Here is a 13,514-nt window from a genome sequence, read left to right on the forward strand (position 1 = left end):
CAAGCCCGAGGATGACGTCGCGTTTGAAGAGAGCTTTGCCTGACACATTGCCCGGTGCGAAAGCTGCCGGTGCTTCAGCAAATCCAGCGAAAGGCTTCATGATGGTGACGGTCAGACTCATCGGCGTCAGCGACAAAAAGGACAGGCCGCCCCGCAGCTTCGCGCTGCCGCAAAAGCTCGTCTCCTATGTTCAGGCCGCACCGCTTTTGCTGATCCTCGGCTTTTTCCTGGCTCTGCCGATCCTCATGATCGCCGTCGTCAGCTTCTGGGATTACGATTTCGCCCAGATGTATCCGGATTTCGTGACGTTCAACTATCTGGAAACGCTCGGCTCCTGGGTCACCTGGCAGACCTATCTCAACACCCTGAAATATGCCGCCGTGGTCTGGGCCATCACGCTGTTCTGCGGTTTCTGGGTCGCCTATTTCCTCGCCTTCCACATCCGCACCACCACCATGCAGATGGTGCTCTTCCTCGTCTGTACCGTGCCCTTCCTGACGTCGAACATCATCCGCATGATTTCCTGGATTCCGGTGCTTGGGCGAAACGGCCTCGTCAACAGCGCCCTGGTCGGAACCGGTATCATTCCCGAACCGATCGAATGGCTGCTTTATTCGGATTTCGCCGTGGTGCTCGCCATGGTGCATCTTTATACGCTGTTCATGGTCACGCCGATCTTCAACACGCTGATGCGCATCGACAAATCGCTGATCGAGGCGGCGCGTGACGCGGGTGCGACGGGCTGGCAGACGCTCAGCAACGTCATCATTCCGCTTGCCAAGCCCGGCATGGCGATTGGCAGCATCTTCGTCGTCACGCTGGTCATGGCCGATTTCTCCACCGTTCAGGTGATGTCCGGCGGCCAGAGCGCCTCGGTGGCGCTGATGATGAAGAACCAGATGTCGCTGCTGCAATATCCGGCCGCCGCTGCGAACGCCGTCATCCTGCTCATCCTCGTTCTTCTGATGGTCGCGGGCATCCTGCGCATCGTCGATATCCGCAAGGAGCTTTGATCCCATGCATCAGGAAAAACGCGGCCGCGAATTCTATATCCTCGCCTTCTTTTTCGCCCTCTTCGTGCTGTTTCTTTACGGCCCACTGTCGGCTATCCTCATCCTCGCCTTTCAGGGGCCGAATGGCGGCCTGACTTTCCCGCTGAACGGCGTTTCGCTGCACTGGTTCGGCAATCTTTTCGAACAGCAGGCCGTCGGCGATTTCGGCGGCTCCTTCCGCCGTTCCTTCGCTCTCGGGCTGATGGTCATGGCCGTTACCGTGCTTGTCTCGCTGCTGGCGGGCCTTGCCTTCCGGCGCAAATTCATCGGTGCGACGCCGTTGTTCTATCTGTCGGTCGCAAGCCTCGTGGTGCCGTCGATCATCATTTCGCTCGGCATCGGCGTTCTGTTCCAGCAGCTCGGGCTGGAGCCGTCATGGTATACGTCCGCCTTCGGCGCGCATCTCACCTGGACGCTGCCTTTCGGCGTGCTCATCATGCTCGCCGTCTTCAACCGGTTTTCGCCGTCCTATGAGGAAGCGGCCCGCGATCTCGGGGCATCCTCCTGGCAGACCTTCGCCCATGTGGTGCTGCCGATGATCGCGCCGAGCCTGATCGGCGTCGGCCTCTTCGGCTTCACGCTTTCTTATGACGAGTTCGCCCGCACATTGATGACGTCAGGCACCTACAACACGCTGCCGCTGGAAATCTACGGCATGACCACCAATGTCACGACGCCCGTGCTTTATGCGCTCGGTGCTGTTACAACCCTGTTTTCCTTCCTGGTGATCGCGGCCACGCTCGGCCTGATCGTCATGCTCAATCGCCGCCATTCACGCGGATAAAGAAACGTAAAATGCGCATTCTCGTCATCAATCCCAACACCACGCAATCCATGACCGCGACCATTGCCGACGCCGCGACGCGGATAGCCGGCCGCGATACGGACATACTGGCCGTCACCTCGTCCATGGGCCCCGTCTCCATCGAAGGTTATTACGACGAGGCTTTCGCCGTGCCCGGCCTGCTGCTGGAGCTGGCAAAGGCGCCGGCGCTTGGAGCCGACGCGGCAATCATCGCCTGTTTCGACGATACCGGGCTCGATGCGGCCCGGGCTCTCGCCGATATTCCGGTTATCGGCATCTGCGAGGCGGCGGTCTCCGCCACCGCCTTCATCGCGCAGAAATTCACCATCGTCACGACGATGGAACGCTCGCGGCTGCCGCTGGAACACCTTGTCCACCGTTATGGCATGTCCGCCCGCTGCAATGTGCGCGCCGCCGATATTCCGGTCCTGTCGCTGGAAGACCCCGCCTCGAACGCTCGTGAAAGGCTGCGCGCGGAAATCTCGCTGGCCCTGAAAGAGGACAGGGCGGAGGCGATCGTGCTCGGCTGCGCCGGCATGGCGGATCTTGCCGCCGAACTGCGCCATGAATTCGGCGTGCCGGTCGTCGATGGCGTCGCGGCGGCCGTCAAGCAGGCGGAATCGCTGGTGTCCATGGGGTTGTCCACCGCCAAGCGCGGCGCCTATGCCACACCGCTCGCCAAGCCCTATCGTGGCTTGCTGGAGCCATTCCGGCCGGACAGGCTCTCCGGGGCATCGGCAGACGGCGGAGACGTTCTCACCGCCTCCGCCCATAAAATGACGAAGGCTAGCTGATAGGCCAGATCGCGCTGGACGTTCTGCAATGCCAGGTCGCTCAGAACTATTCTGGGTCCGTTTCTTTGCAAGATGTTCAACCGCTCGGCCCTGGCGAGTATGGCCGTGACATGGGCGCGGCTGACCCCATAGGCGCGCGCCGTCGCCTTGCGGGAGAACACGCAACCCGTCGCATCGCACGCGTCCGTTTTCGCGGCGGACAGCAGGTCCAACAGGATCGGGAAACCCGGCGCATGCCCAAGGAACATCCGCATTTCCTCTGAGAGAAAAGGCAAATCCTGCGCGTGCCGCAGAAACCAGCTCACGCCGTCGATAAGCACGCCCGTTCCGATGGCTTCCTCCGCAGGCCTCTCCATTGCCGGGAGGGGTTCCCATGGCGAGGCCGCGATGCGATAGGTGCTGGCAAGCGCCTCGATTGCCGAAATAATCCAGCCGTTTAGCGACCATGGCCGCTCGCGGTTATCGTCGCCGGACGGGTGACGCTGCGCGGTATTTTCCAGTTCCAGCCAGTCGATCAGTGCGCGTGTCCTGCGGCTGGATGCCCAGCCGGGCGGAACGACGACTGCCTGAACCGCCGCCAGCGTAAATTGCCCGCCATGGACCGATGCGATGCCCACGGCGCACATGACGGTGGCGAATGCGCCGAAGTCTCCGAGCGCGCGAACGAGGCGCTGCTCCTGTTTGAAGGCTGTCGATATGTGGGTGCAAAGATAGGCGACAGCATCACCAAAGGCATCGTCGTTCAGGATTCGGTTCGCAAGTAAGCCCAGCCTCTCTCGAAGCATGTCCGGCCGAGGCCGGGCGAAGTCCCTTTTCGGGTGCGTCTTTGAAGCTGGGGCGCCTGCTTTTCCGGATACCTTTCTCCCGTGGTTTTTTGCTATTTGCTACTTTATGGCGAATTCGAAAACGTGAGTTCTGTTCGCTGACGACGGCCGCGCAGGGCAGTCGTGACAGCCGAAAGGTTCCGCTCCGGAAGATGCGTGCATTTTGTTGCACTCCCCCGAGGCCCTGTTGAGCGGTATTAAAAAATACTCTCATAAATTGAATGTTAAAGGGCGCGTAAAAATGTGTTCCCTTTTGAGACGGTTTGCGGGAGTAGCGCTGACAATAGCGTTATATGCTGTTTTTATTGCATAATTTAATGAAGTGTCGGACGCGGAATCTTTCGTCCATTTGCCTTGAATGCAATCTTTGATGGTTGCTTTTTAGGTCTTGATGACGTTGCAGACGATGCGTCCGAAGCCGCCCGATATCCGAATGTTACTGCCATGTCTCTGGCACGGTCGGCAGCGATGCCGGGCGGCGCATGGAGCCCGTCATGCCTTTTATTCATCCCCAATTCTCCAGAGGAGGTTGAAATGATACAACTTAAACATGTCGTTTTTGCCGGTCTTGCGGCCTTCGCAATGCAATTCGATATCCCGTCCATGGGCCAGCCGACCCTTGCGAACGCGGCCACCCTCACCGCCGAGCAGACGGCGGCTTTCCAGTCGAAACTGGAACAGGCGGAAGCGAGCCGCGAGCTGCTCGGCCGCCGATCCGTGTGCCTCATGGAACATCTGACGGCGCAACAGCAGCTCAGCGCCGACCGCGAGGCGGCGCTGGGGCAGGCCTTGTCCCTGCAGATCGAGCTGGAGCGGCAGGTGGCGCAATCCGAAGCCAGCGTGAAAGGTTATGAGGAGCAGGTCCGGTCTGAGAGCGAGTATGTCAAAACGCGCTATGCCGCTTTCGAAAAAGCGCGAAGGGAAATGGAGGAGCAGGCTAAAAGAGTAAAAATCTGCAGCCAGGTGCTGATCTTCCTGCCCGGGATCTGCCAGGCCGGTGACGCCGCGGTCAAGGCGCTGGGCTGGATGAACAATGCGGAGCGGGACCTCCGTACCGCGCAGCCCCGGTTGCGCAGTGCAGAAGAAGCCCTTGCGGGCGTTCACAAACAGTTGGAAGACAATCGCCGCCAGCTTGAGTCAGCGCGGCAGAGCCGCGCGGAAAACCAGAATGCCGTGAATCAGCTCGAAGAGCAGATCATCAAGCTCAAGGCGGCGATTTCCACCATTAACGTCAAGGTTCAGGACTTCAACATCCAGGTCGGCACCTTCAACAATGCCCTCCAGGATGCGCGTGAAGTCAATCCCGACGATGCGCAGATACGCCAGGTGACGCGGCTGTCCGAGGAAGTCGCGGGTCTGACCAATGGCGTACCGCAATTCATTTCCTCCACCGAAGCTGACCTGCCGGACGAGGCGAAGCGTCGATGCTCGCCCTGAGTAATCACATGCCTATCGGAAACCAGCCACACATCAACAGGAGTCTTTAAAATGAACAATGTCGTTAATTTTGAAAGTCGGGCCGCCCAGATCAACAGCGCGATCGATGCCGACGTCGATGCGATTGTTTCGCAGCCGAGCTTCAGTCTTCCCAAGTCGAATACGGCGCTCGTCCGATCCTATGTCGATAAGATCCAGGGGACCTACGATGTCGAGCGCGCCAAGCGTGATACCGACAATGCGATCGATCTCCTCTACATAGCCTACAACACCACGCCGCAGGAGGAGGACAAGATTCGTAATCGCATCACCGCGATCATGAACGGGTTGATTGCTTCGCAGCAGAAAAGCGAAATAGTCATGAGAAGAGCGATCGATACGGCCAGCCGCATCGGCGAGTCCATCGCCTTTCTTTTCCCGGACTGGCTCGATGTCAAGGAGGGGAATGATCAAGCCGAGGTCAAGGCGTTCGTCTCCAACAAACTGATAAAATTGGCAGAAGGTATCCGCGACAAAGCACTGAAGGTGCGTGACGACCTTGTTTCCCTTGCTAAGACCTATGACGCCATCATCGATGACATAACGCAAGCGACGAGCATGAGCGAAACGGCTTTGAGCCGGCGTCTCGAAGACAAGGCGGTGATGGAGCGGGAGATCCGGGAGGCTGACGCTCGGCGCGAGCAGCTTGAATCGCTCGTGAAGGAACTGACGGCGGAGGTCGCGGAATTCGAAAAGAAAGCCAGCGAATATGAAAAGCGGGCCAATACGGCAGAAGACCGCGCTTTTATCATGTCGATCGTCCGCGTCGGGGCGCAGATGATTTCAGGCGTCGTTCCCGCCATCGCCATGGTCGCAGGTGGCCCAGCCTCCATGCTGGCCTCTTCCGTTGGTGGCGCGCTTTCGGGACAGTCCAAGGATGGTCAGGGCGCTGATGGGCGGGGGCAGGGTGGCGGCTCCCGCACGCCGACGGGCGGCGACAAGGCGGATGCGGCCGCAACGCAGAGTAAACTTTCCGAGCAGAAAGCCGAATTGCGCAAAAGTGAGGAAGAACGCGACACCTTGAAGACGGATATCAAAGTGCTGCAGGACAACAGGTCGGCGCTGGCGAAGGACGCCGAGGGTGCGGATCCGAAATCGAGCAAAGCGGTCGAGCTTGCCGAACTCGATAGACGCCTGACCGCGCGCGCTGCGGAACTGAAGGTGCAGGAGGAAAAGATTGCAGGTCAGCAGACGCTGATTTCCAGCCTGCAGGCTTCGCTCGACGCGCTCGACAAGGGGCTGGGCAAGCTTACCGATGAGCAGCAGCAGCAAGCGGCGAGCCTGCGTGAAATCCAGATGCAGATGATCGACAAGGCGGAGGCATATCAGAAGGAACGCCGCACCCAGACCGCTGAGCTCATAAAGATCAATGCGCTCCTGAAAGGAAAACAGGCCGAGGACGACAAGATCAAGCTTGCGGTTCAATCGCTCAATGTCAGCATCACGGCGCTGAAACGCATGAAGGAGATCATCCAGGAAGTCGCCTTCTTCTTCAAAAGCTTCGCCGATTTCATGCAGGCGGTTGCGGATGATGCCGAGCACCAGATCAAGGCTATCGACAATGTTGCCGAACTGGAGGTCATTCGCAAGAACCGCTTCGCCCAGCTCGTTCGCTCCGTCGACGAGTTCTTCGTCAGGCAGAGCGCCCAGTGGCATGCGGTGGTGATCGTCTCTGACCTGTTCAACCGCAGCTTTGCGGACGGATGGTCGACGCTCAACAAGCTGCAGGGCACCTATATCCCTAGCGGCGCGCTGCCGGCATATCTGGCGGGTGTCGCGGAAAAGCTCTCGGCCATCGTCGCCGAACGTGAGGCCGCCGCGGACGCAAAAATCGCGTCGTTGCAGGCCTATCGTCAGGATCTGAGCAAGACCGCCTGATCCCCTGAGAACCTGCCGTTCCTGTCCCGGCCCGGCAGGAAGCGTTTCCATGGTCCCGGCCGAACACGTCCCCTCGGGCATGGGATCATGGGCAATGTCCTGCCGGTGCATATGCCGGCAGGACGGCCGTCGAAACCTTGACATTCACCAAACAACGACAGGCATCCGGCCGCCATCGAAGCGCCCTATGCCGCGTCATTTTCAGAAAGGAGAAGACCATGCCGACAGTCAACAAACCTCCCGTTTTGGTGCCTCAGGACACCCCCGCCTGGTGCTTTGCCGCCGTTGAGCAGATGGTGCGGGCCTATTACGGGCTTCCCGCCGCCACCCAATACGAGATTGCAAGGCGCAACACCGAAGCGCTTGCCACCGTCGATCCGCAGGTTCAGGAACGCTGGGAGCTGGCGCAGATTCTGGATCAATCCGCCGGCATCGATGAACAGGGCGGCGCCAATGCGAACAGCAATGTCGTCAAGCTGGTTTCCAGCCAGTGGAACGCTTTCGATCACACCACGACGGGCGGTCACTTCGTCAATGGCCTGACAGCCGATATCGTCAGACACGAGATCGATAACAACCGCGTCTTCGTGATCGGAACGGAGTACCACTACTACCTCGTCTACGGCTACACCGTGAACGGCAAGGATCTCGAGCTACATACCCTCGATCCATGGCCGGCCAGGCGGGGCGGCACCAGAACCCGCATCGGCCTGCAGGAGTTTCTGGCAATGCCGGCCCGTGTCGCCATCACCTTCGGCTAGGCCGGCAGGCCGGCCGCATTCCCCTCGATTGCCGGAGATATCCGGCACCCAATCAACACAAAATCCCACCATGCGATCCCGCACGTCAACGTCCGGGAACAGGTGGCTCATGTCCAAAAAAGGAGATACACATGCCACTTCTCAGCAATTTCGTCGTCAAGCATATCCGCCCCTTCGGCGAAGCGGGCTATGATGCTTTCGGCAATGCGCAGACCATCGAATTCCTCTCAAGCCTCGGGCTCAGCACGGGGGATATCGCCAATATCTTCGCCGCCTGGCGCCTGGCGGCCCTGGCCGATCCCGTCGGAGAGAGCAATCTTCTCGTTGCGGCAGCGAATGCGCTGGCGCAGGCACGATGGGAAAACCTCTATGAGACGCAGATGAGCACGGTGCTTTTCCTCGACGATGTCCAGCTCAAATCCCTCAGCCATCTCGAGCCCGGGGCGAACCGCAACTTTTCGTGGCGATCCCCAACCCCCATTGCCGCCGCGGTGACTATTCATAACGGCAGCAACAGGCATCACATCATCTGGGAGGCAACGGGTTTTTCCGGCGGCACCGATGAAAATGGCTGGATTTCGCACTTCGCCGACCTGTTGCCGACCGAGAGATAGGTCCTTCGCCGGATAATCGCCAGACGACGCCGGAACGTTATCGCAACGTTCCGGCGTCGGTGCCGCCAGCCCCTTCATATCCCTGTCATAATGGTGTCTGATACCGAAACCGTTTTGAGGCTGATATGTGTTGACGACGAGCCGTTGCACGCAGGGAGTTCTTTTGTGAAATCGTCAACGCGAAGCATAGAGACCGAAGTGCACAGCCAGAGACACGGCACACCCGGTGAGGTTTTTGCGGCTTTCCTGAAGCTCGGGGTCACCTCCTTCGGCGGCCCTATCGCCCATCTCGGTTATTTTCGCGATGAGCTGGTCGTGCGGCGCAAATGGATCGACGAAGCTGGTTATGCCGATCTCGTGGCGCTCTGCCAGTTTCTTCCCGGCCCGGCCTCCAGCCAGGTCGGGTTTGCGCTCGGGTTGCTGCGGGCAGGCCCACTCGGTGCGCTGGCGGCCTGGACGGCCTTTACCCTGCCATCCGCCATTCTCCTCTTTTTCTTCGCCATGGTCGCCGCCTCCATCGAAGGGCCAGTCGGCACCGGCCTCCTGCATGGGCTGAAAATCGTCGCCGTCGCCGTCGTGGCGCAGGCGGTCTGGGGCATGGCAAAAAGCCTTGCGCCGGATCGTGAGCGGGCCAGCATCGCGCTTGCCGGCATCGTCTGCGTCGTGTTTGTCGCCGGCGCCTTCGGGCAGATCCTGGCGCTTGCCGTTGGAGCGCTCGCCGGGCTTGTCTTCTGTCGCGCCGATGCTGCGCGTCAGGCCACCCATCTCGCTTTCCGGGTGCCGAAAAGTGCGGGATACATTGCACTCGCCACCTTCGCCCTGCTTCTTGGCCTCCTGCCGCTGCTTGCGGCGGTCGCGGCGTCACAGGGCCTTTCCTTGTTCGATGCCTTTTATCGCGCCGGCGCGCTCGTCTTCGGCGGTGGCCATGTGGTGTTGCCGCTGCTGCAATCGGAAGTCGTCGCCACGGGCTGGGTCACGGAAGGTGCCTTCATCGCCGGTTATGGCGCAACCCAGGCCGTGCCCGGCCCGCTCTTTACCTTCGCCGCCTATCTCGGTGCGGTGGTGGGGCCACAGCCCAACGGCGTTGCAGGCGCGGCGATCGCCCTTGTCGCGATCTTCCTGCCCGGCATGCTGCTACTGGTCGGCGCGCTGCCTTTCTGGGAAGGGTTCCGCAAACACCTTCTGGCACAGGCCGCCATGCGCGGTGCAAATGCCGCCGTTGTCGGCATTCTGGGCGCAGCGCTTTATGATCCGGTCTGGACAAGCGCCATCTTCACCCCGAAGGATTTCACGCTGGCGCTCACCGGCTTCATCCTGTTGACGATCTGGAAAACCCCGCCATGGGCCGTGGTGGTCCTCTGCGCGGCCGGCGGCGTTCTGCTCGCCCTGGCATAAGCCTTATCCCGCAGCGCCGATGCTGTCGAACATCCAGTCGGAAAAGGCCTGCATGGCGGGTGTCGGCGGTTTCGATTGCAGCCGGGTCAGCCAATAGCTCCCGAGCGAAATGGTGACCGGAAAAGGCTGGATGATCGCGCCGGAGGCCAGATGCCGCGAAAACATCGATGGCGGCGCCAGCGCCACGCCCAGCCCCTGCAGGGCCGCCTCCATCATGCCCAGAGACGTATCGAAAACAATGCCGGCATTCACCTGCGCCGCGGGCATCACGCCGGCCGCGGCAAACCAGTTGCTCCATTCATCGGCCCTGTAGCTGCGCAGCAGCGTCGCTTCCATCAGATCAGTGGGCGTTTTCAGCGTCTCCGCCAGTTTCGGCGTGCAGAGCGGGGAGAGCGGCGCCTCGAATAGCCGAAAGGCATCCGTGCCATGCCAGGAGCCCTGGCCGAAACGAATGGCAAAATCCAGCCCTTCAGCCGCCATATCCACCCGGTTATTGTTGGTGGAAACCCTGACATCGATGAAGGGATGCTGCTTCTGAAATGCCTTCAGCCGGGGCAACAGCCAGCCCACGGCAAAGGTTCCCACAACACCCAGAAACAGCAATTCGCGCACCTGCCCGGCCTCGATCCGGTCGAGCGTCGCCGCCATCTGGTCGAAGGAGCTGGTTACCGTCGGCAGCAGGGCCTCGCCTTCGGCGGTAATCTTCAGCCCGCGCGGAAGCCGCTGGAAAAGCGAAACGCCAAGCCGCTTTTCCAGCCCTTTCACCTGCTGGCTCACAGCCGCCTGCGTCACACACAATTCGATGGCCGCGCGGGTGAAGCTCAGGTGCCGCGCCGATGCTTCAAAAGCCCGTAAGCCGTTCAGGGGAAGAAATTGCCGAACCATTCAAGACCTAGATTTTCTTGTGTCTCCTCCGAGATATCATGGTTTGTTCGTGCAATGTAGGCCGGTTAAACGTCTTTCGCTGGGAACGGCCCACGGGCTGAAAATCCACCCAAGGTTTTGGAGAACGCGAAAGATGAAATTTAATCGCAGACATATCGCACTGGCCACTTTGCTTTCGACGGGCCTGTTCACGCAGGCGCTCGCCGCCGATGATGCGAAGCTGAAAGCGATAACGGATGCCGCGATCAAACCGGTCATGGAGAAAAACGGCATTCCCGGCCTTGCCGTTGGTATCAGTGTCGACGGTGAAAGCCACGTCTTCACCTATGGCGTCATGTCCAAAAGCTCGGGCCAGCCGGTGACGGCGCAGACGCTTTTCGAACTCGGCTCCATCTCCAAGACTTTCACGGTCACCCTCAGCACCTATGCCGAAATGAATGGCCAGCTTTCGCTCTCCGGAAAGGTGGAAGATTATCTTCCCTCCATGAAGGGCAAGCCCTTCGGCGATGTCACGCTGATGCAACTCGGCACCCACACCGCCGGCGGCTTTCCGTTGCAGGTGCCGGATAACGTCAAGACGGAGCAGCAGTTGCTGGCCTATCTCAAGGCCTGGAAACCCTCATACAAGCCCGGAACACACAGAACCTATGCCAATCCCAGCATCGGAATGCTCGGATACATCACCGCAAAGGCCATGGGCCAAAGTTTCGATGGCGCCATGAAAGATACGCTGTTCCCCGCGCTGGGCTTGGAAAACACCTTCACCGTGGTGCCCGAGGCAAAGATGGCCGATTACGCGCAGGGCTATAAGCGAACGGGCGAACCCGCCCGCATGACACCGGCTGTTCTCTCCTCGGAAGCCTACGGCGTCAGATCGACAGCGGAGGACATGATCCGTTTCGTCAATGCGAATATGGGACTGGAAAAGCTGGACGGAAAAATCCAGCAGGCGCTCACCAACACCCATACGGGATATTTCAGCGTCGGCGCCATGACGCAGGACATGGTCTGGGAGCAATATGCCCATCCCGCGCAGCTGAAGACATTGCGAGAGCTGAATTCCGGCGCCCTGCTCAAGACTGTCCCGGTCTCTGAAATTTCACCACCCATGAAACCGCGCTAGGACGTCTTCATCAACAAAACCGGCTCCACCAATGGTTTCGGCGCTTATGTGGCGTTCATACCAAAGCAGAAATTAGGCATCGTCATTCTGGCCAATAAAAACTATCCCAATGAGGAGCGGGTTTCTGCGGCATATGAGATTTTGGAGGCGTTGGAAAAGGTGAAATAAGCAAACGGTATTTCGATGCTTTTCATATCGGCGCAAGCACTAATTATCCCGCGCCCTGGTGCGTACAAGACATAATGCCGTCCGCGTCAGATGTGATTGAGCAGTCCCTTGCACGCTCTTGATGATATTGTAGATGACCTCGCTAATGGCGTTCTTATCGGCGATCTGTCCTGCCTGAATATTGAAAAAAGCATCGATCCGGACATGGATATGACTACTTGCGCTTCCGTCTGCTAACGAAGGCTTCGGTGATTTCAATGTCTTTAACAGCTTTGGCGCGCTCTTCCGTTGTAAAATAAGCGGGGTCGCTGAATAGTTCTTTCGCTTCAGTGTATTGTCCAGTTTCAACTAGATAGTGTGCCTTAGTCTCGAGATATAGCCTGTAGTTAGACCTTCTGTCGTAAACCTCTCTGTCTTCCATCATTCGCGTCATTGCTTGAAGTGCTTGCTCAACCCTATTGCGATTGCCAACTTTTAGATATATTTCAGCTTGAAGGCGCCTTACTTCAAATATTGTAGGAGTTTTTTCAACGGCCTGCTCTATAAGAGCGGCAGATTTTTTCTTATCTCCCCACAAAAATTCATATTCCGCCCTGCGCGTAGTGTAAAATGACCGTCCATTCTCCTCGCCTACTTTCTCAAGAACGCCAAAAAGATCCTCGATCTCATTTGTCGCTGCTCCCACTGTGCGCTTTCTAATTAAAACGGTCAGCAACATATCGACAAGATAGGCATTCGTTCGAGCAAAGCTGTACGCTTCACGAGCTAAGCCTTCTGCTTTATCTAAGTCACCCCTAGCAAGCGCAATCGCCGCCAATTCACGCATTGCTGAAACGTTGCCATGATGAGAGTCGTATGCTTTCTGAAAAAGGTCCTGAGCCGCCGGCAACCTGCCTCTCATCCGTTGCCGGAAACCTTCAAGATAAGAGACGTTGCTATGCGCCCAATCATCATTAGCGCGAGAGCGTAGCTTTGCGATAGCGCTGTCGAATACGTCATCGGCTCCGGTGCGTGCTGCTGCGAGACACAGGAAACGGCACGCCGCGACAAGCCCGTTACTTGAAAGCCTAGACTCGCCTTTGAGCGCCTCTAAACCGAATCGAATACTTTCGCTCCACTGGTGTTGATCATATCGCAGCTTGGCAAGCCAGACGTAGTGAGAAGGCAATAGGAATGCAGCGGTTAGGTCGGTTAAGCTGCTGCCGCTCTCTACAGTCGCCAAAACGGCCGAGTCTACAAGCGAGATAGGCGCCGTACCCTCTTCAAGGCGAATACTCAAAGAGCGAGCCACCGATGCTATTGCGTCGGCCTGAAGCTTTCCTGGCATTTTGATTCGAGAATCCCGCTCGACGGCTACGCGTAGCGCGGGGGCTATTCGAAAACGATCTCCGTCAGACTCAAGTACATGCAATAGAATCAGCTTTTGTAAAATGTTTGCAATCGTCTCTGAGGATATTGAAAGTGCGATGTGGATAGAATCGAAATCTAATTCCGGAATATTTCTTAGTAAGCTAAGTATAAATGTATCATTTTTTTCAAGATTTACTTTAGTTAAATATTCTGATGACTGTCTATGCTTCCAATCAATAAATTCTGTTGGATTTGCTAGGAATGCGGATTTCGGTGAATCGGGACAGCGATTTCGGCAAGTCGCGGACAGGCATTTCGCTAAGTCGCGGACAGCGGGCTCGATCGAATTCCGCCAGCCTGGTTGCTGTTAGGGGTGATTGATCTCGTTT

Annotated in this window: 11 protein-coding genes and 1 pseudogene; 9 read left to right on the forward strand and 3 right to left on the reverse strand. The window is 58.2% G+C overall.

Features of this window, described 5'->3' with window-relative positions; all coding sequences use genetic code 11:
• Nucleotides 1–101: 101 nt before the first annotated feature.
• Genes I3J13_RS19635 through I3J13_RS19645 form a run of 3 tightly spaced genes read left to right on the forward strand, consistent with a single transcriptional unit; the run spans nucleotide 102 to nucleotide 2,651 of the window.
• A complete protein-coding gene (locus I3J13_RS19635; RefSeq protein ID WP_003508215.1) occupies nucleotides 102–1,013 on the forward strand; it encodes an ABC transporter permease in 912 nt (303 codons plus the stop codon).
• A gap of 4 nt (nucleotides 1,014–1,017) precedes the next feature.
• Nucleotides 1,018–1,836 carry an ABC transporter permease gene (locus I3J13_RS19640; protein ID WP_196379890.1) on the forward strand — a complete coding sequence of 273 codons (819 nt, stop codon included), beginning with the start codon at nucleotides 1,018–1,020 and terminating at the stop codon, nucleotides 1,834–1,836.
• 11 nt (nucleotides 1,837–1,847) lie between these two features.
• Nucleotides 1,848–2,651 (forward strand): aspartate/glutamate racemase family protein, encoded by an 804-nt coding sequence (locus I3J13_RS19645; RefSeq protein ID WP_196379891.1) that lies wholly within the window; start codon nucleotides 1,848–1,850, stop codon nucleotides 2,649–2,651.
• Here I3J13_RS19645 and I3J13_RS19650 read toward each other — a convergent pair.
• Nucleotides 2,543–3,436, reverse strand: a complete 894-nt coding sequence (locus I3J13_RS19650; RefSeq protein ID WP_196379892.1) for a hypothetical protein — start codon at nucleotides 3,434–3,436, stop codon at nucleotides 2,543–2,545. The genes I3J13_RS19645 and I3J13_RS19650 overlap by 109 nt on opposite strands.
• Before the next feature lie 393 nt (nucleotides 3,437–3,829).
• Here I3J13_RS19650 and I3J13_RS19655 point away from each other — a divergent pair, with 393 nt between their 5' ends.
• From I3J13_RS19655 to chrA, 5 genes are all read left to right on the forward strand, one after another.
• Complete coding sequence (locus I3J13_RS19655; protein WP_236001035.1) at nucleotides 3,830–4,912, forward strand: hypothetical protein; 1,083 nt, start codon at nucleotides 3,830–3,832, stop codon at nucleotides 4,910–4,912.
• A gap of 51 nt (nucleotides 4,913–4,963) precedes the next feature.
• A complete protein-coding gene (locus I3J13_RS19660) occupies nucleotides 4,964–6,829 on the forward strand; it encodes a coiled-coil domain-containing protein (RefSeq protein ID WP_196379893.1) in 1,866 nt (621 codons plus the stop codon).
• Nucleotides 6,830–7,047: 218 nt separating this feature from the next.
• Nucleotides 7,048–7,590 carry a hypothetical protein gene (locus I3J13_RS19665; RefSeq protein WP_196379894.1) on the forward strand — a complete coding sequence of 181 codons (543 nt, stop codon included), beginning with the start codon at nucleotides 7,048–7,050 and terminating at the stop codon, nucleotides 7,588–7,590.
• Between the two features lie 131 nt (nucleotides 7,591–7,721).
• Nucleotides 7,722–8,204, forward strand: coding sequence for a hypothetical protein (locus I3J13_RS19670; protein ID WP_035261898.1), 483 nt, complete (start codon nucleotides 7,722–7,724; stop codon nucleotides 8,202–8,204).
• A gap of 165 nt (nucleotides 8,205–8,369) precedes the next feature.
• Nucleotides 8,370–9,599 (forward strand): chromate efflux transporter, encoded by a 1,230-nt coding sequence (gene chrA / locus I3J13_RS19675; RefSeq protein ID WP_196379895.1) that lies wholly within the window; start codon nucleotides 8,370–8,372, stop codon nucleotides 9,597–9,599.
• A gap of 3 nt (nucleotides 9,600–9,602) precedes the next feature.
• Here chrA and I3J13_RS19680 read toward each other — a convergent pair whose 3' ends face one another.
• A complete protein-coding gene (locus I3J13_RS19680) occupies nucleotides 9,603–10,484 on the reverse strand; it encodes a LysR family transcriptional regulator (protein ID WP_196379896.1) in 882 nt (293 codons plus the stop codon).
• 133 nt (nucleotides 10,485–10,617) lie between these two features.
• Between I3J13_RS19680 and ampC the strand changes: the two are divergent.
• Nucleotides 10,618–11,775 (forward strand): annotated as a pseudogene (gene ampC / locus I3J13_RS19685) (class C beta-lactamase).
• Nucleotides 11,776–11,989: 214 nt separating this feature from the next.
• On the opposite strand, the gene I3J13_RS19690 reads toward ampC, so the two are convergent.
• On the reverse strand, nucleotides 11,990–13,054 hold the full coding sequence (locus I3J13_RS19690; RefSeq protein WP_196379897.1) for a tetratricopeptide repeat protein: 1,065 nt from the start codon (nucleotides 13,052–13,054) through the stop codon (nucleotides 11,990–11,992).
• Nucleotides 13,055–13,514: the final 460 nt, after the last annotated feature.

The sequence above is a fragment of the Agrobacterium leguminum genome (assembly GCF_015704895.1).
Taxonomy (GTDB): domain Bacteria; phylum Pseudomonadota; class Alphaproteobacteria; order Rhizobiales; family Rhizobiaceae; genus Agrobacterium; species Agrobacterium leguminum.

What these genes read in the sequence shown, in the direction of transcription:
- I3J13_RS19635 (WP_003508215.1), top strand. Translation starts at nt 102, where the DNA reads ATGGTGACGGTCAGACTCATCGGCGTCAGCGACAAAAAGGACAGGCCG.
- I3J13_RS19640 (WP_196379890.1), top strand. Translation starts at nt 1,018, where the DNA reads ATGCATCAGGAAAAACGCGGCCGCGAATTCTATATCCTCGCCTTCTTT.
- I3J13_RS19645 (WP_196379891.1), top strand. Translation starts at nt 1,848, where the DNA reads ATGCGCATTCTCGTCATCAATCCCAACACCACGCAATCCATGACCGCG.
- I3J13_RS19650 (WP_196379892.1), bottom strand. Translation starts at nt 3,436, where the DNA reads ATGCTTCGAGAGAGGCTGGGCTTACTTGCGAACCGAATCCTGAACGAC.
- I3J13_RS19660 (WP_196379893.1), top strand. Translation starts at nt 4,964, where the DNA reads ATGAACAATGTCGTTAATTTTGAAAGTCGGGCCGCCCAGATCAACAGC.
- I3J13_RS19665 (WP_196379894.1), top strand. Translation starts at nt 7,048, where the DNA reads ATGCCGACAGTCAACAAACCTCCCGTTTTGGTGCCTCAGGACACCCCC.
- I3J13_RS19670 (WP_035261898.1), top strand. Translation starts at nt 7,722, where the DNA reads ATGCCACTTCTCAGCAATTTCGTCGTCAAGCATATCCGCCCCTTCGGC.
- I3J13_RS19680 (WP_196379896.1), bottom strand. Translation starts at nt 10,484, where the DNA reads ATGGTTCGGCAATTTCTTCCCCTGAACGGCTTACGGGCTTTTGAAGCA.